Origin of the sequence: Bowmanella dokdonensis (genome assembly GCF_017254865.1) — a bacterium.
Taxonomy (GTDB): domain Bacteria; phylum Pseudomonadota; class Gammaproteobacteria; order Enterobacterales; family Alteromonadaceae; genus Bowmanella; species Bowmanella dokdonensis.
In genome coordinates, this window is sequence record NZ_JAFKCV010000009.1 from 110,514 (window position 1) to 127,509 (window position 16,996).

Genomic DNA, 16,996 nt, shown 5'->3' on the forward strand with positions numbered 1-16,996 from the left:
GTGACTCTGATGACATTACTGAGATAACCGACCATGAAAAGCCTCGTCACCCTCCTGTTGTATGTCTTTGTCCTCTGTCCTGTGGCAGCCAGTGAGCTGCTGAGCTATCAGTTGCAGGATGGCGCACTGATACTGCAGACAGATAATGGACAGGTCAGCCTGACCGCTTATGGCCAGGAGAGCTTCGAGGTGTTTTACCAGCCGACGGACGTACCGCAGCTACCGGGCTATGCCGTATCAGACAGTGCCAGGCAAGGTACGGGCAGGCTTGAAGAGCAGGGTAAGCAGCTCGTCTTCAGCCATGGGCAGCTCAGGGCGGTGATCGAGCGGTCCCCTTTGAGGTTCAGTTTCTTCCGCGGCAACACCCTGTTACTGGAGGAAGAGTCCGGATTGTTTGTGCATCAGACCCTGCGCGGTTTTCGCTTCAGGCTGCAACAGGAGGAAACACTGCTGGGTGCCGGCGAGCGGGTATTGGGCATGGACAGACGCGGACATCGCCTGCCCCTGTACAACAAGGCCCATTACGGCTATGGCACCAAGTCCAGCCAGATGTACTACGGTTTGCCCATGCTCTTGTCCAGTCAGGGCTATATGCTGATTTTCGACAATGCCGCCAGCGGTCACCTGGATTTGGGTCATAGTGAAACAAACATTCTTCAATTTGAGGCGGTGGCCGGGCGTACTGCCTATCTGGTGGTGTCAGGAGAAGACATGCCGGCCGTCGTCCGCAATACCACTTCAGTCACAGGACGACAACCCATGCCACCGCGTTGGGCGCTGGGCAATTATGCTTCCCGTTTCGGTTATCACACAGAGCAGGAAACCCGTCAGGTGGCAGAGATGTTCAGGCGACAGGACATTCCCCTGGATGCTGTGATCCTGGATCTTTACTGGTTCGGTAAAGAGGTCAAGGGCATGATGGGCAACCTGGACTGGGACAGGCAGGCCTTTCCCAACCCCGAGCAAATGATCGCCGATTTTAAAGAACAGGGCATCAAGACCATACTGATCACGGAGCCTTTTGTGCTGACCACCTCCAAAAAGTGGCAGGAGGCACTTCGGGCCGATGCCCTGTCCCTGAACCTGGCGGGTGAGGCAAAACGGTTCGATTTCTTTTTTGGCAATACAGGCCTGATTGATGTCTTTCATCCCGCCGCACGGGATTGGTTCTGGCAGACTTACCAGAATCTGCTGGATCAGGGGGTGAGCGGCTGGTGGGGGGATCTGGGCGAACCCGAAGTGCATCCGGGTGATACATTGCACCGGCTGGCAGACGGTCGGGTAGTGACAGCCGATGAGATCCACAATGCCTATGGCCATAAGTGGGCCCAACTGGTGTTTGAACGCCACCGTCAGGCCCGGCCCGATGAGCGACCCTTTATCATGATGCGTTCAGGCTTTGTCGGCTCGCAGCGCTTTGGCATGATCCCCTGGACCGGTGATGTAAGCCGCTCCTGGGACGGGCTCAAACCCCAGGTGGAACTTAGCCTGACCATGGGCCTGCTGGGTCTTGCTTACACCCACTCGGATCTGGGCGGCTTCGCCGGCGGTGACGTTTTCGATGCCGAGCTATATACACGTTGGCTGCAATATGGCGTGTTTCAGCCGGTCTATCGTCCCCATGCCCAGGAAAATATCGCCCCTGAGCCGGTTTTCCATGATGAGCTGACCCGCAATATCATCCGCGACTTCATCAGGCTGCGCTATGCCCTGTTGCCGTACAACTATAGCCTTAGCTACCTCAACAGCCAGACTGGTCAGCCGATGATGCGGCCCCTGTTTTATACTCAGCCGGACAATCTGGCTCTGTTGGGCAATACGGCGAGTTATATGTGGGGCGAGGCGTTTCTGGTCACGCCAGTTACCGAGCCGGGGGTGGACTCAGTCCAGGTGGAGCTGCCCACCGGTGTCTGGTTCGATTATTTCACCGGCCAGCGCTACGAAGGGGGCCAGCGGATCGAGCAGCCGACCCGACTTGAAACCCTGCCGGTGCTGGTTAAAGCCGGCAGCTTTGTGCCCATGGTCGAGCCGGTGCAGACCACCTCCGATTACAGCTCAGAGAAACTCATCCTGCACTATTACGCAGACGCCGCCATCCGACAGGGGCAGGGCATGATGTACGAAGACGACGGTCAGACCTTCGGTGCTCCCGCCAAGCAGCAATACGAGCTGCTGTATTTTACTGCCAGCCAGGAAGAGACAAAGCTGTCTATCCAACTAAAAAGAGAGGCTTTTGCTTACAAAGGCATGCCTCAGAACAGGCAGATGCATCTGCAGGTTCACAACTGGCGGGCCAGTCCGTCCAAAGTCGAGGTGAATGGCGCGGTTCTGCCGGTGGCGGCCAACGCGGGTAAGTTCGGAGCCTTGAAGCAGGGGATCTGGCTCGACCGCGAAACACAGATCCTGCATCTGAAGTTTAGCTGGCGGGACGATAATACCCGCCTGTTACTCCATTAAACGAGCCCCAAGATTTGTATCAGCCACTGAGAAACCCATTATGATTAAAGTAAGCCTGCCTGGCTTTTCTTACCTTTTGCTGGGACTGCTGGTCGGTTGCCAGCCTGCGCCACAGCAAGCAGCAGATGAACCCGTAAATGAGCAGCATGTTGCACAGGACGAAGCCATGACATCCAAGCCAAGGCCGGTGGTCTACCAGATGATGACCAGGCTGTTTGGTAATAAACAGAGCGCCAACATTCCCTGGGGCACCATTGAGCAAAACGGGGTGGGTAAGTTTGCCGACATCGATGATGCGGCCCTCGACGGGATCAGGGAGCTGGGCGCCACCCATGTCTGGTACACAGGGGTGCCGCACCATGCGGTGATCCGGGACTACAGCGACTACGGCATCAGCCAGGACGATCCGGATGTGGTCAAGGGACGCGCCGGCTCCCCCTATGCGGTCAAGGACTACTATAACGTCAATCCGGACCTGGCTATGGATCCGGCCAACCGGCTGGCTGAATGGCAGGGGCTTATTGATCGTACCCATGCCCACGGGCTGAAGGTGGTAATGGATATTGTCCCCAACCATGTGGCCCGTCACTATCAGTCACTGTCCAAAGACGAGGATGTGGAAGATTTTGGCGCAAGCGACGATACCAGTGTGGAATATGCGCGGAACAATAACTTCTACTATATTCCCGGACTGGCATTCGAGGTGCCGCAGGGGCCGCCGCCGCTCGGCGGCGAAGCCCATCCGCTGGCCGACGGCGAGTTTGCCGAGTATCCGGCCAAATGGACGGGCAATGGAGCAAGAACCGCCAGGCCGGATGCTGGCGATTGGTATGAAACGGTAAAGATAAATTTTGGTGTGCGTCCCGACGGCAGCCCGGATTTTCCCGTCCTGCCCGCAGACTACGCGGACAAGTCCTGTGCGGAGCACCTGGCTTTCTGGGCAGATAAATCCCTGCCCGATTCCTGGCATAAATTCCGTGATATTGCGCTGTACTGGACAAACAAGGGTGTAGACGGCTTCCGTTATGATATGGCGCAGATGGTGCCGGTGGAATTCTGGAGCTATCTGAACTGCTCCATCAAGGCGGTCAATCCCGATGCCTTCCTGCTTTCCGAGATCTATATCCCAGAGCAGTACCGCAACTATATCTACCTGGGGAAGATGGACTACCTGTATGACAAGGTCGGCACTTACGATGCCTTGCGTGCCATTGTCGAAGGCAAAGCCAGCACCGACAGTCTGCCTGCGGTATTTGAAGATATCGGCGACATTCACAGGCACATGCTGATGTTCCTGGAGAATCACGATGAACAGCGTATTGCCAGCCCCGCCTTTGCCGGTGACCCTGTCAAAGCCAAGCCGGCTATGGTGGTCAGTAGCCTGGTGGCGGGTGGCGCCAACCTGGTCTATTTCGGTCAGGAGGTGGGCGAACCGGCTGCAGGTGATGCCGGCTTCGGCAAGGCTACCCGCACCAGCATCTTCGATTACTGGGGTGTCCCGGCGCACCAACGTTGGATGAACGGTGGCAGGTTTGACGGCGGACTGCTGACTCAGGAGGAAAAGTCACTGCGGGATTTCTACGCCAGATTGCTGAACCTGGCTTCCACGGAACCGGCTTTTCAGGGTGAATTTGCCGACTTGCATCAGGTCAATCGCAGACAAAGGGGATACGAGGGGAACCTGTACAGCTTTGTACGGATTCTGGACCAGCACAGGGTGATAGTGGTGGCCAACTTCGACAAACAGAGTAAGCAGACGGAACTGAGGATCCCGGCTGGGGTACTGGCAGGTATGGGACTGACCCAGGGCCAGTATGGACTGCGGGATTTACTGGCAGAACGGGTTGCTGGGCAGCTCGTGGTCGGCAAGGGGGAGGGCAGCCTGACCGTAAGCCTGGCGCCTTATCAGTCACTGGTATTGAAAGTTCAGCATCTGTAAGGACTGACCATGTTGAAACCTTGTATTGCAATCCTGTCGGTACTGTTGTTATCCGGTTGTGAGCGGGCCGAAGCGCCCCGCATGCCCTCAGCCACCGACAATGTGCAGGTGCTTGAACAGGCCATCTGGATCCCGGGTATCGAGCAGTCCCGGACCCTGCGGATCTATCTGCCCCCGGGATACGACCAGACCGATAAACATTACCCGGTACTCTATATGCACGACGGCCAGAATCTGTTCGACGATGCCACCTCCTATGCGGGTGAATGGGGTGTGGACGAGTCCCTGAACGAGCTGGCGGTCCAGGGCCTGGAGCTGATTGTGGTGGGTATCGACCACGGCGGGGAACAGCGCGTCAACGAGCTCACCCCCTGGCTGCCTGAAGAATATGGAGAAGCCATGGGAGAGGCATATGCGGCCTTTGTCCATGCCGACCTTAAACCCTGGGTGGACAGCCGCTACCGGACCCTGACGGACAGGTCGAATACGGTTGTGATGGGCAGTTCCATGGGCGGCTTGATGTCCCACTATCTGATATACCGCTATCCGCAAACCTTCGGGGCGGCCGGTATCTTCTCACCGGCCTACTGGATAGCGGACGGGTCCCTGTTCGATTACTCCCTGGCACGCCCGCTACCGGAGAATGCCAGGTTGTATCTGTTGATGGGCGGCGAAGAAGGAGAACAGATGGTGGGCAAGTTCCAGGCCATGAGCCGGACTCTGGGGGAGAAAGGGGCCGCAGGACAAATGAAAGTCCTGCTGGATCCCCAGGGTGAGCACAATGAAGCGTTCTGGCGCAGACACTTCAAGACCGCCATCCTCTGGCTGTTTGAGCAATCTCAGGATGGCAGTCCAGTAGCAGGACACTGAATACGTATGTAATGGGGCTAAATCGCTCGTGGGCAGGGCGGGGATTTTGTAACATCACAGGCTTGTCGCCATTAACAACTGGATTACAATCAGCCGCGCCCGTTTGTCGCCCTGTGATTGTCCAGTCAGAGAAAATGCCATGCAGAATGTAAAAAGTGCGTCCCCCCTTGAGGATCAGCCGACCCTGACGGCCCTGCCGATGCAAAAGCCGGCCCTGAGTTTCTGGCAGATCTGGAACATGTGCTTCGGCTTTATGGGTATTCAATTTGGTTTTGCCCTGCAAAACGCCAATGTCAGCCGGATTTTCCAGACTCTGGGGGCAGACTATAACAACATGGCCCTGCTGTGGGTGGCGGCGCCTATCACCGGCCTTATCGTTCAGCCAATCATAGGATACTGGAGCGATAAAACCTGGGGACGGATGGGACGGCGGCGGCCGTTCTTCCTTTGGGGGGCTCTGGCGGCCAGCCTTGCCCTGTTTATCATGCCCAATTCCCCCACCCTTTGGATAGCTGCCGGCATGCTGTGGATCATGGATGCCTCCATCAATGTGTCCATGGAGCCGTTCCGCGCCTTTGTCGGGGATATGTTGCCCAGGCGCCAGCGGGCACTGGGTTACGCCATGCAGAGTTTTTTTATCGGGGTTGGGGCTGTGGTGGCCTCGGCCCTGCCCTGGATGATGACCAACTGGTTCGATATCAGTAATGTGGCGCCGAGCGGACAGGTTCCCGAGTCTGTCAGGCTGGCCTTTTACGCCGGTGGTGCAGTGTTCTTTCTGGCGGTGTTGTGGACCGTACTGTCCACCCGGGAATACTCTCCCGATCAACTGGCCGCTTTTGAGGACAGCCAACCGCAAGGGGAGGGGGCTTTACGCGGCAGCGTTTCGCGAAGTGCGGGGCAATATAACCGTGGCGGCCTGACCTGGATGGCAATAGGGACGATTCTGGGCTTTGTGATTCATCAGAATATTGAACGGCTGGATAAGAACCTCTATTTACTGGCCGGCGGTCTGCTGGCCTTTGGGCTGGCACAATTGGTTGCCGGCTGGCTGGCGGCGCGTGAGCGCACCGCAAACGGCTTTTCCCAGGTCATCAACGATCTGTTCAGCATGCCCATTGCCATGCGCCAACTGGCGGTAGTGCAGTTTTTTTCCTGGTTTCCCCTGTTCGCCATGTGGATCTATACCACCTCGGCGGTGACCAGCCACCATTACGGTGCCACCGACACCAGCTCGGTGCTATATAATCAGGGCGCCGACTGGGTCGGGGTTTTGTTCTCCGTATATAACGGAACGTCCATCCTGGCCGCCATTCTCATCCCCCTGATGGTCAAATTCAGCAATTTGCGCATCACCCACCTGTTTAACCTGGCCCTGGGGGGATTAGGCTTTATTTCATTCCTGTACATCGATGATCCCGCCTGGTTGGTGTTGCCCATGGTAGGGGTCGGATTTGCCTGGGCATCCATCCTGTCGGTACCCTATGCGATTTTGTCCAATGCCCTGCCGACTGCCAAAATGGGCGTGTTTATGGGGATCTTCAATTTCTTTATCGTGATACCGCAGATCCTGGCCGCCAGTATCCTGGGCTTTTTCGTCACCCGCATCTTCGACGGCCAGCCGGTCTATGCACTGGTGATTGGCGGAGTGAGTATGCTAGTCGCAGGGCTGATGACGCTGCGCGTTAAGATCCAGGAGGTATAGATGGCCGCTTCCCTGAAAACGCTCTTTCTGCCCGTGTTGTTAGCCCTCGCGTCCTGCCAGCAGGTGCAGCAGCAGGCGCAACCCCTGGTGTCTCAAACTGCGGGACCGACGCCTGAATATGTAGGCACCACCCACCCCTTTGCCGCCGAAGCCGTGTATTTCCTGATGACGGACAGGTTTGTCGATGGGGATCCCTCGAACAACCATGAAGATCAGGGCGGCGAGTATCCCACCTTCGATCTGCCGTTGGTAGCCGGGGATGGCCGTCAGGCCAATGTGGGCTATCTGGGTGGCGACTTCAAAGGGGTATTGGACAACGCCGGCTTTATCCGGGAGATGGGCTTCACCGCTATCTGGATGACGCCTGTGGTGGATAATCCCGATGAGGCCTTTGCCGGTGGTGAGCCTATCGAATTTGGCGGTGCCTTCAAAGACGGCGGGAAAACCGGTTACCATGGTTACTGGGGAGTGAATTTCTTTCAGGTGGACGAACACTACCCTTCTGAGGGGCTGGACTACAGGGAACTGACCCGGGCCCTCAAAGAGCAATATGGTATTAAGACGGTGCTGGATATTGTCACCAATCATGGCTCTCCGTCGTTCAGCATGCCGCTGGACCAGCCCAAGTTTGGTGAGATATATGATCGGCAGGGGAAGCTGATCGCCGATCACCAGAATATGGCGCCGGAACAACTGGATCCGGCCAATCCATTACACCAGTTTTTCCATACCCAGCCGGATATTATGCAATTGTCCAATCTGGACGACACCAATCCGGCAGTACTGGATTATTTTGTCGATGCCTACAGTTACTGGATTGAGCAGGGCGCGGCGGCATTTCGTATCGATACCATCAAGCATGTCCCCCATCATTTTTGGAAAGCCTTCAGTGACAGGATCCGCGCCAGGTATCCGGACTTTTTTATGTTCGGTGAAAGCTACGACTACAACGCCAATTTTATCGCCCAGCATACCCTGGAGAAAAACGGTAACATCAGCGTGCTGGATTTTCCCGGTCAGCAGGCGATCAGCAAAGTATTCTCCGAGCCGGCAAGCAGTTTTGCCGAACTGCAAGGCTATCTGCATCTCACCCACGGCCCCTATGCCAACCCTTATGAGCTGACCACCTTTTACGATAACCATGATATGGCCAGGATGGATGCCACCGATGAAGGGTTTATCGATGCCCACAACTGGCTGTTCACCAGCCGGGGCATTCCGGTTATCTACATGGGATCTGAAATGGGCTATATGCGCGGTACGGTGGAGCATCAGGGCAACCGTAACTACTATGGCCAGGACAATATCGAAATGGCCAGAGAGCATCCTATCCGCCGGAATCTGGCCCGTGTCGCGGCGCTGCGACAGCAACTGCCGGCCCTGCAGCGGGGGCTGCAGGTGAATGTACTGTTGGAGGGCCAACGGGCGGCTTTCTACCGGGTATTGCAGCACCAGGGGATTGAGCAAACGGCACTGGTGCTGCTGAACAAAGGTGACGAAACCACCACTTTTGCCATCGACCAGTATCTGCAGGCCGGTCATTGGCAGGAAGCACAAAGTGGTGAGACCCAGGAATTGGAACCGGGGCAGCATCTTGAGGATCAGGTGCCGGCTCACGGGATCAGGGTATGGGTCCGGGAGGGGCCGGTTAAGCATGCAGAACTGGAGCGCAAGCTTGGCTTGCTGATGGCGCACAAATAGCTATCAAGCTGATCAGAAAGGGATTATTACCCAGGATGGAGAGAAAAACCGGCTGTATGGCCGGTTTTTCTTGTGGCGTCCCGAATCGCTGAAGGCCGCTTGTTTTCTGAGCTACAGGGATTTAAAAAGCATACCGGAACGGTCTTTAGGTATTGTTTTGTATAATCAGGTACTGAATCAGGGCCTGTAAGAGGGATTTGTTCATTTGTTAGCCTACTAACCGTCAAGACACCTAAAGAGAGGCAAACAACATGAAAAAATCTACCTTAATCCTGTTCGGTGCGGTATCTGCTTTTACTTTCGCTCCCGCCAGCTTTGCGGATATCAATGACGCCCTGCAGAACATCTGCACCATCGTCAAGAACGACGACAAATCAGAGCTGCGTAAGAAAATGCGTAGTGTACAGGATGATTATCGCCTGCGTCTGGGCGACTACTACAGTGGTATCTCCTGTGGTGGCAACAGCCTGATCCGTTACGCCATGGAAAATGGTTCGGTTGAGACCGGCACCTACATGATCAAGAAAATGGGCCGCTCCGATCTGGAAGCCGCCGAGAAAGACGGTATGCCGCTTAAGGCCTGGGCAGAAGCCAACGGTCATATGGCCAGCCCCATCGGCCAGGAACTGCTGGCTCGTATCGACTAAACAGAGTAATAATCCGATAAAACGCCCGGCTTTGCCGGGCGTTTTACTATCTGCTGCAGATTAGTCCGGTTGGTATAACAAGGACACCATCAATCCTGCAGCAAGACAGTAATAGAGCATCGGCCAGAGGGTATAGCGGATAATCCTGCCTTCCTGTCCCTGCAGCTTGACCACACTTGCGGCTGCCACCACATTCACCACACAAATCATGTTACCGGCATTGGCCCCGATCATCTGCAGTGCCAGCACCCACTGTTCGTCAAGACCTGCCTGCATGGCTACCGACTGTTGCACGGAGGCAAACATCATATTGGAGAAAGTGGCAGAACCTGCGATAAAGGAGCCCAGTGCTCCGACAAAGGTGGCAACCAGATACCAGGAGTCGGCCAGCATCGCTGCCAGCCATTGGGAAAGGGCTACCGGCATACTGGCCAGGTCCGCCTGGTTTTCACCAGAGTGCAGAAAAAGCCGTACCATGGGCACCGCCGCTGCCAGCGACAGCGTTGCCGCCTTGAGAGTTTGCAGGCTGTTGCACCCGGCCCGCCATAGTTCAGTCATCCTGGCCTTTTGCATGAACAGGGCAGATAAGGCCGCCAGCATGAACAGGGTGCCGGGTAAATACAGCGGTTGTAGCTGCACTGAGATATCCGTGCCCAGAATAGCAGGCCAGTTTAACGACCAGGACTGCAAAAGGGCCCTGAATGGCAGACTGCTCAGGCGGCTGATAAGGAGTAAGAAGGCTGCGAGCAGATAGGGTGACCAGGCGGCCAACAGACTCATTGAAGGCATATCTGCCGCTTCCTCAGGCAGAGTCTGGCCTGAAAAGCGCCAGGGCGTGGCCGGCAACAGCAGGTGATGCTTTACCAGCCAGGTCATCAGTATCAGACCTGTCAGGGACCCCAGCAGGGAGGGAAATTCAGGCCCGAGCCAGTAGGCCACCAGCCAGGCTGGTACGGTAAAGCTGAAGCCGCTGGCCAGAGCCAGAGGCCACATGGCCAGGCCTGCACGCCAATCACGCCTGTCACCGAAGAACAGGGTCAGCAGTACACAGAGAATTAAAGGGATCAGGCTGGCAATCAGCAAATCCAAAGTGATTGCTTTTAGGGCAACGCTGGTAAGGGTCTCATGTGTGCTGCCAGGCAAGCCCTGAGCCAGACCGACCAGGACAGGTGTGCCGGCGGCGCCAAATGACACCGCGGTAGAATTGGCTGCCAACGCCACGACTACTGCGGCCAGGGCAGGAAAGCCCAGGGCAACCAGCAAGGGTGCACAGATTGCCGCCGGGGTACCAAAACCTGCGGCTCCCTCAAGAAAACTGCCAAATAGCCAGGCGATTAGGATCACCTGCACCCTGGGATCTGGGGAGAGTCGCATAAAGCCGGTTCTGATGGTTTGCATGGCGCCGGTTTGTCTCAGGGTATTGAGCAGAAGCAGGGCGCCGAACACTATCCACAGGATGGACAGGGCAATCATCCAGCCTTCAAGCACGGCTGCCGCCATCTGTCTGATGCCGACCTTCCAGATATAAAAACTGCTCAGGGCACACATCACCAGACTCAGGGGCATGGCCCGGGAAGCGGGCATACGCAGTATGACCAACAGCAGAAAAATACTGATTACCGGGGTGAGGGCGGCGAGAAGTTGCAGTTCGTCCATAAGCTCTAACGGTGTTAACGACGCAATCTGAGTTCGGCTTCCAGCTCAACCTCGGTTTCAATCTTATCCTGAATAATCTGTTTCAGGGCATCCAGATGCCGATCGTTCAACTGCGTGGGCGAAACCAGTTTGTAGCTGATTCTGGGAGACTGGCCAAGGGTCACATCCAATGGCGTCAGTTCCACTTCCTGTTCCAGCAACTGCACCTTGCCCTGGGGCAGTACCCTGTAGATACGGCTTTTTTCCACCAGGTCGTCAAATGACAGGAACAGGGGAATGGCGATAATGGCCAGAAAACCCAGTGAGACCCCCATGCCTTTACGTGCGAGATGAAAAGGCGCAAACCCCAGCACCAGAAACGTCAGAGCGGCAGACAGGGCAATGCCAACCAGGTTGGTGGTGAACAACAGCATGGCCCCGCCTGCCATGGCCAGATCGCCCCAGCCCAACCCTATTCCCACCACAGACAACGGTGGAACCAGCGCCACTGCGATAGCCACGCCGGCAAGACTCCTTGCCACTTCCTCCTTGGCATTGGCATAGGCCCCGGCGATGCCCGAAATGACCGCCACCCCCAGGTCCAGCAGGGTGGGAGTCATTCTGGATTGCATTTCACTGGTCAGGGTGGTGAGTGGAATCATCCATGTGGCCAGGATGGCGCAGAGCAGTGCCAGCGACACGCCGCCCAGCAGGGTTTTGCTGGCACTCTGCACCAGGCCTGTATCGGCACGGGCAAGGCCCATGGCCAGGGAAATAATGGGCGACATCAACGGCGCAAGGATCATGGCGCCGATGATCACAGGCGCCGAGTTGGCGAACAGGCCGGTAACGGCCAGCAGCACGCTAAGCACCATCAGCATAAGGAATGCCGGTGATGCGATGGCGTTTTCCCGCAGACTCCGGAACAGTTCGCGGAATTCATCCTCCGAGGCATGGTGGAACATGGGCAGGGGCTTGTCGGCCAACTCCATCACTGCCGAGCCACAGGGGAGATGGGCCATTCTTATCTGATCTTTGCGGATATCTGTGTTTCCCCGTTCCCGATTCTGCAATTGCAGCATGCGAACGGACTTTTCCTGTACTTCACACTGCAGGGATTTGGCGCCCAGGGCTATACCGTCCAACTGATAGTTGATGCCTTTGCCACTGGCGATGGTCAGCTTTTGTGTTCTTAATACGCCGATACTGTCCGGCAGGTTTCGGCTGCTGAATCTGCCACTGAACAGGAACTTTAACAGCAACCACAAAAATGCGGTGACGCTGCGCGGTGCCACTGCGACCAGGGAAAGGCGCCGGTCACCGGCGTCCAGAATGTCCTGCAGCCCCCGGCCAAACATGGGCTTGTGGTTCTGTTCCATCAGCATCATGCCCAGCAGCGCCACCTGCAGGCGTTGTTCGGTGGCTGTCATCAGTTCATAGGCATGCAATTGCAATTGACGAAACCTGGCCACCATGGTGGTCAGGGCATGCCAGCGGGACAGTGCATGGGAGGTATCCTTGAGATTGAATACCAGCAGTTCGCCGATGATAATGCTGGAGAATACCGGTGTGCCGTTGCAACTCAGGCTGTCGATGGCCACGGGTTTGGCCTCCAGTAACTGGGCGATCAATTCAGGAATTTTGCCTCCCGGTGCTGAAAACGCCCTGGCGGCATATTTGCTCTCAGGATGAGGCAGCAGTCCCAGCTCCCAGTCCCTGCTTTGTACCTCTGCCCATACCTGCTTGATGTTTTCGTCGTTCAGATAGACCAGAACCCTGGCGGCATTGTCTGGCAGGGGATCCTGGCCAAATCTCAGTGCATGCAGGTCCGGGAAAGCCTCCAGCAGTGGATCCAGATTCAGGGTGCCGTCGTGAAGCAGAAAAGCTTGGTTCATTGGAATTCCTGGAATAATGGACAAAATGACTATTTGAAATCTGTGGTTTCCCAGTACAGTTGCTGACTGTCGGGTAATTGTCTGACTAATTGTTGCCGAACAGTCTCCGCACTGCCATCTGTAAGCTGAGGGGGCTCTTTGAGGGGCGCGGCCAAATAAACAATATGGTCAAAGCTGGGTCGGGAGGCGATCCGGTGCAACAAAAAATGGTCCTCATCCTGACTGACCACCATATACTGGTTCTGCTGGCCGATTGATGGATCCAGCCTTTCCACCAACAGCGCCTGTTCGAAATGTACAGTAACCTCGCCCAGCGGCTCGCCGTCCCTTTCAAAATGTCCATCATAGAGTGTCGCCGTCTGACTGAACGATTCCTTACGGATCAGGCGATTCAGATCGAAGGGGGTGGGCTTGAGTGTAAGCAAACTGTGAGTGGCCAGTTTACTCTGTACCTGCTTGGGGTCGGTTCCGACCAGACGAATGCGATAGAGAATCTGGTAATCATGGGGAGGATGGTAAAGAGGCAAGTGGGAGGCATACAGGGCTTGTTGTCCGGTGAATATTACCATGCCGTGAACCCCATGGTAGTCATGGGCCTGTAAGCCGTTACTTAAAATTATCAGCAGAAAAGCCAGAGGCTTACAGAGTCTTTGCATGGACAGTGCACCGGTAGCGGAATTTTCAATGAAGCCTAGCATAATACCCCTCCCAACTATTACTGGTGCAAAAGTTGAGAGGCAAAAATTCTGTGATCCACGACTTACCTTATGTGGGGGCACGACGAGGGACAGTATCAGGAGGGGGTCATGCTGCGAAGATTTTGCGGCACGGATAAATGACTTGTGGTAATTTCCCGCCAACTGGAATCTACAGAGAAACTATCCATGCAAATCAGCGAAAACGCAGTCGTACAATTTCATTATCAGGTCAAAGAACAAAGTGGCGACGTGGTCGACAGCAGTCGGGACGATGAGGGACATCCCGTAGCCTACCTGCATGGCCATGGTAATATCATGCCTGCCCTGGAAGAGGCCATGGCCGGGAAGCAAAGCGGTGACACCCTGTCTGTGACCCTGGATCCCAAAGACGCCTATGGTGAATATCAGGAGGGGGCTGAACAGCGGGTATCCCTTAAACATCTTTCCGGTGCGGATAAGTGGAAGCCTGGTATGCTGGCGTTGGTGCATACTGAACATGGTCAGCGGCAGGTACTGATAAAGAAGGTGGGCAAGTTTATGGCCACGGTGGATCTTAATCATCCTCTGGCCGGCAAGACGTTGACATTTGAACTGGAAGTCATGGATGTCAGGGCCGCCACGCAGGAGGAAATGGAGCATGGACACGCCCATGGCGAGGGCGGTCACCATCATTGATGACAGGCCGGGCGCTGACTGTGCCCGGCGCCTTGAACCTCATGCTCCGATAGCGTCATAATGCCATTGTATTTCACGGGGCCGTCATAATTGAAAACGCCACTCTCCCTTTATCCATCGCGGACGGACAAAGGGCTTTTGCCATCCGTGCTGGCCGGTCCGGCCCTTGCCGTCCTGATCGGCCTCTATTTTCTGCCCCAGTCCGCCTGGATCGGCGCCACTGCAGTCCTGTTGGGCCTGATCAGGGCCGCTTTCATTCTACGCTATCTCTTCCCCTGCTATTACTGCCTGCTGCAGGACCAGTTGTTTATCCGTTGTGGTCTGCTGCGCATGGAGATCCCTTACCGGGCGATCCGCAAGATCAATCCGAGTAATGCCCCGGCGGCTTCCCCTGCGCTGTCGCTTCGCCGACTGGAAATTGAAAGTCAGCAGGGCAAGGTGCTGATTTCGCCACGAAATCGAAAAAAATTTATTCAGGAACTGACGCTGCGCATGCATGGTCGCTACGAATTGACCTCGCAGGAGACCGGCGGTGGCAGCGAAGTAGCCGATCAATGAGTAAACAGGAAGAGGGCAGTGCTGCCAGGAAGGCCTGTTCAGTGGGAGGCTGATTCGGTCAGCTCCAGATAGGCACGCTCCACTGCCTCCTTCTGAACCTGGTCGAAAAATCTCTGGCGGCCTGCGTCACCGCCGGTCAATCGTTGGCGACTGGCGGAAAGGTCGACCTTTTGCTGGATCACATGCATGGGCTCATCCAGATAAAGGCTCACCTGTTCCACCAGGTTATTGAGGTAGAAGCGTACGTTTTCCAGTAAGAGGCGATCCCGGGCAATCTCGCCATGGCCCGGCAGCCACACAGAAACAGCCCGGCTGTCGAAGGACTGCAAATTGACCAGCCACTTTCTTGGATAGCCGTGCCCGGCGTAAGGCAGGGTATCGAGCATGTCGCCGCTGGCGATAATTTCCTGTTTAGGCAGGTAGACCAGTAAATCGCCGCGGGTGTGCCCGCTTACCGGCAGAATTTCAACATTGAAGCCGGCCTCCTCGATAGCCAGGGGGGAATCCAGAAAATGATCAGCCAGGGTAAAAGTAAACCCCTGATGCTCTTCCACCCAGGCCGTATACCTGTGCAGTTCATCCCTGAAGGTCTGCTTTTCCTGGTCGGTCATGGCCGTGCCGTCTCGTTTGATCCCCTGCTCCAGTCGTTGCCAGGCAGCCGGCAATTCCGCCTGCAGGGAGGCCACTTGTTCCCTGATGCGCTTCTCTGCCCGGTTGGGCACATCTTCCCTGTGGGTACTGTGACCGATAATGGTCAGTGTGTCCCCGTAAGCCTGGCGATAGAGATGATTGCCCTGGGTATGATCCCCATGCCAGTGGGTGTTGACCAGGTATACCACGGGCTTGCCGATCTGGGTGCCGATAAAGCGGATGATCTCCTTCACATCGGCGCTGCTCTCCTGGCTGTCCACCACCAGTACACCGGTGTCCCCTTCTACTATCAGCGAATTGCTGTCATTGGAAGCCCGGTGGGCGGGTTGCACAGCAGCCCAGACCCCTTCACTTACAGCTTGTATGTCGATAGCCAGCGCTGCCGGGCCAATCAACAGAAAAGCGAGTCCCACCCAGGCCGTTTTTTTCATGCGCTGACGTCCTGATCATGTTTACGTCCACAGGATTGTCTAATCACCAGCTCAGCCGGTAATAATCCTGCCTGTTGGGGCTCCCCCTGAATCATCCTGACCAGCGTTTTGACCAGCATTTCCCCGGCCAGCTTAGTGTTTTGATGCACTGTGGTCAGGGGGGGGTTGGTAAAGCTGGCGGCCAGGATATTGTCATAGCCCACCACCGCAATATCCTCCGGAATCCGCTTGCCGCTGTCATGCAAGGCGTGCATGACGCCAATGGCAATCAAATCGCTGGCGCAGACAATGGCGTCGAGGGGAGCATTGCGGCTGAGCAGCTCGGTTGCCGCCTGGTAACCCGAGTCTTCCTTGGTTATGGCATCGATCTGTATCGGCGGTTTGCCGGCGCCTGCCTGTTGCAAGGCATGGCTCATTCCTTTAAAGCGTTCAAAAAACTCCGGGCAGTGACTGTCGGCACCGCCGATAAAGGCAAAATGTTTGCGACCATGACGAATAAGATGCTGGGTGATCTTGTATCCCCCCTGAAAGTTGTCACAGCCGATGGACAGGCCAGGATGTTCATTGTCCACGGCACCCCAGCGTACAAAGTGCGTCTGCTGCTGCTCCAGTTTGGTCAGTTTGTCCTGATAGTCCACATAATCGCCATAACCCAGCAGAATAATGCCATCAGCCTTGTTGGTGTCCTCATAGTCTGCGTGCCAGTCGTCACTAAACTGCTGAAAGGAAACCAGCAGGTCGTAGCCCTCCTGGGCGCAGGCTTTGGTGATACTGCCGAGCATGGAGAGAAAAAACGGATTAATCATGGAATCGTCGGAGGTGGGATCCTCGAACAGCAGCAGGGCGATGGTGCGGCTGTGTTGCTGGCGCAGACTGCTGGCATTCTTGTCCACCTTGTAATTTAGCTCACGGGCAATGGCCTGCACCTTGTCGCGGGTTTCCTGATTAACCAGGGGACTGTTGCGCAAGGCCCTGGACACAGTGGATTGCGATACGCCGGCCAGGTGGGCAATATCGAAGGAGGTCGCCTTATCTTTCATCACATCTCCCCGCCAGTGGGATGGCAGGCCTAGGAACAACGAATTGTATCGTTTATACACCAGCTTGGCGGGATTGGGAAATGCTACGGATACTTCA

At 55.9% G+C, this 16,996-nt stretch carries 13 protein-coding genes; 8 read left to right on the forward strand and 5 right to left on the reverse strand.

The features are described from left to right. The first annotated feature begins 33 nt into the window (after positions 1-33). The 6 genes from J0A66_RS15365 (at position 34) to J0A66_RS15390 (ending at position 9,316) form a co-directional block, all read left to right on the forward strand. Entirely contained in the window at positions 34-2,457 is a 2,424-nt protein-coding gene (locus J0A66_RS15365) for a glycoside hydrolase family 31 protein (RefSeq protein WP_206574725.1), read from the forward strand. Positions 2,458-2,497: 40 nt separating this feature from the next. Then, the gene (locus J0A66_RS15370; protein ID WP_206574726.1) at positions 2,498-4,396 is read left to right on the forward strand and encodes an alpha-amylase family protein; all 1,899 of its coding nucleotides are present in this window, start codon (positions 2,498-2,500) and stop codon (positions 4,394-4,396) included. Positions 4,397-4,405: 9 nt separating this feature from the next. Beyond that, entirely contained in the window at positions 4,406-5,266 is an 861-nt protein-coding gene (locus J0A66_RS15375) for an alpha/beta hydrolase (protein ID WP_206574727.1), read from the forward strand. A gap of 199 nt (positions 5,267-5,465) precedes the next feature. Continuing rightward, positions 5,466-6,968, forward strand: a complete 1,503-nt coding sequence (locus tag J0A66_RS15380; protein WP_439098875.1) for an MFS transporter — start codon at positions 5,466-5,468, stop codon at positions 6,966-6,968. Continuing rightward, positions 6,969-8,669 (forward strand): alpha-amylase family glycosyl hydrolase, encoded by a 1,701-nt coding sequence (locus J0A66_RS15385; RefSeq protein WP_206574728.1) that lies wholly within the window; start codon positions 6,969-6,971, stop codon positions 8,667-8,669. 251 nt (positions 8,670-8,920) lie between these two features. Continuing rightward, positions 8,921-9,316, forward strand: a complete 396-nt coding sequence (locus tag J0A66_RS15390) for a DUF3718 domain-containing protein (protein WP_206574729.1) — start codon at positions 8,921-8,923, stop codon at positions 9,314-9,316. Positions 9,317-9,376: 60 nt separating this feature from the next. Here J0A66_RS15390 and J0A66_RS15395 read toward each other — a convergent pair whose 3' ends face one another. Genes J0A66_RS15395 through J0A66_RS15405 form a run of 3 tightly spaced genes read right to left on the reverse strand, consistent with a single transcriptional unit; the run spans position 9,377 to position 13,544 of the window. Further along, positions 9,377-10,972 carry an L-lactate permease gene (locus tag J0A66_RS15395; protein ID WP_206574730.1) on the reverse strand — a complete coding sequence of 532 codons (1,596 nt, stop codon included), beginning with the start codon at positions 10,970-10,972 and terminating at the stop codon, positions 9,377-9,379. Positions 10,973-10,986: 14 nt separating this feature from the next. Further along, positions 10,987-12,846: a TIGR00341 family protein gene (locus J0A66_RS15400; protein WP_206574731.1), complete on the reverse strand. Its 1,860-nt coding sequence runs from the start codon at positions 12,844-12,846 to the stop codon at positions 10,987-10,989. Positions 12,847-12,875: 29 nt separating this feature from the next. Beyond that, on the reverse strand, positions 12,876-13,544 hold the full coding sequence (locus J0A66_RS15405) for a hypothetical protein (protein ID WP_206574732.1): 669 nt from the start codon (positions 13,542-13,544) through the stop codon (positions 12,876-12,878). Between the two features lie 186 nt (positions 13,545-13,730). Here J0A66_RS15405 and J0A66_RS15410 point away from each other — a divergent pair, with 186 nt between their 5' ends. Both J0A66_RS15410 and J0A66_RS15415 read left to right on the forward strand, forming a co-directional pair. Then, positions 13,731-14,219, forward strand: a complete 489-nt coding sequence (locus J0A66_RS15410; RefSeq protein ID WP_206574733.1) for an FKBP-type peptidyl-prolyl cis-trans isomerase — start codon at positions 13,731-13,733, stop codon at positions 14,217-14,219. A gap of 147 nt (positions 14,220-14,366) precedes the next feature. After that, the gene (locus J0A66_RS15415) at positions 14,367-14,777 is read left to right on the forward strand and encodes a PH domain-containing protein (RefSeq protein WP_338143903.1); all 411 of its coding nucleotides are present in this window, start codon (positions 14,367-14,369) and stop codon (positions 14,775-14,777) included. A 38-nt stretch (positions 14,778-14,815) separates the two neighbouring features. Here the strand turns inward: J0A66_RS15415 and J0A66_RS15420 are convergent, their stop codons facing one another. Further along, positions 14,816-15,859, reverse strand: a complete 1,044-nt coding sequence (locus J0A66_RS15420) for an MBL fold metallo-hydrolase (RefSeq protein ID WP_206574735.1) — start codon at positions 15,857-15,859, stop codon at positions 14,816-14,818. Further along, complete coding sequence (locus tag J0A66_RS15425; protein ID WP_206574736.1) at positions 15,856-16,899, reverse strand: LacI family DNA-binding transcriptional regulator; 1,044 nt, start codon at positions 16,897-16,899, stop codon at positions 15,856-15,858. Before J0A66_RS15425 ends, J0A66_RS15420 begins: the two co-directional genes overlap by 4 nt. Between the last annotated feature and the right edge of the window lie 97 nt (positions 16,900-16,996).

Bases quoted from the DNA above. Each gene is read 5' to 3' on its own strand.
- J0A66_RS15400 (WP_206574731.1), bottom strand. From the start codon at position 12,846: ATGAACCAAGCTTTTCTGCTTCACGACGGCACCCTGAATCTGGATCCA.
- J0A66_RS15410 (WP_206574733.1), top strand. From the start codon at position 13,731: ATGCAAATCAGCGAAAACGCAGTCGTACAATTTCATTATCAGGTCAAA.
- J0A66_RS15380 (WP_439098875.1), top strand. From the start codon at position 5,466: ATGCAAAAGCCGGCCCTGAGTTTCTGGCAGATCTGGAACATGTGCTTC.
- J0A66_RS15375 (WP_206574727.1), top strand. From the start codon at position 4,406: ATGTTGAAACCTTGTATTGCAATCCTGTCGGTACTGTTGTTATCCGGT.
- J0A66_RS15405 (WP_206574732.1), bottom strand. From the start codon at position 13,544: ATGCTAGGCTTCATTGAAAATTCCGCTACCGGTGCACTGTCCATGCAA.
- J0A66_RS15385 (WP_206574728.1), top strand. From the start codon at position 6,969: ATGGCCGCTTCCCTGAAAACGCTCTTTCTGCCCGTGTTGTTAGCCCTC.
- J0A66_RS15370 (WP_206574726.1), top strand. From the start codon at position 2,498: ATGATTAAAGTAAGCCTGCCTGGCTTTTCTTACCTTTTGCTGGGACTG.
- J0A66_RS15365 (WP_206574725.1), top strand. From the start codon at position 34: ATGAAAAGCCTCGTCACCCTCCTGTTGTATGTCTTTGTCCTCTGTCCT.
- J0A66_RS15425 (WP_206574736.1), bottom strand. From the start codon at position 16,899: ATGAAAGATAAGGCGACCTCCTTCGATATTGCCCACCTGGCCGGCGTA.
- J0A66_RS15390 (WP_206574729.1), top strand. From the start codon at position 8,921: ATGAAAAAATCTACCTTAATCCTGTTCGGTGCGGTATCTGCTTTTACT.
- J0A66_RS15420 (WP_206574735.1), bottom strand. From the start codon at position 15,859: ATGAAAAAAACGGCCTGGGTGGGACTCGCTTTTCTGTTGATTGGCCCG.
- J0A66_RS15395 (WP_206574730.1), bottom strand. From the start codon at position 10,972: ATGGACGAACTGCAACTTCTCGCCGCCCTCACCCCGGTAATCAGTATT.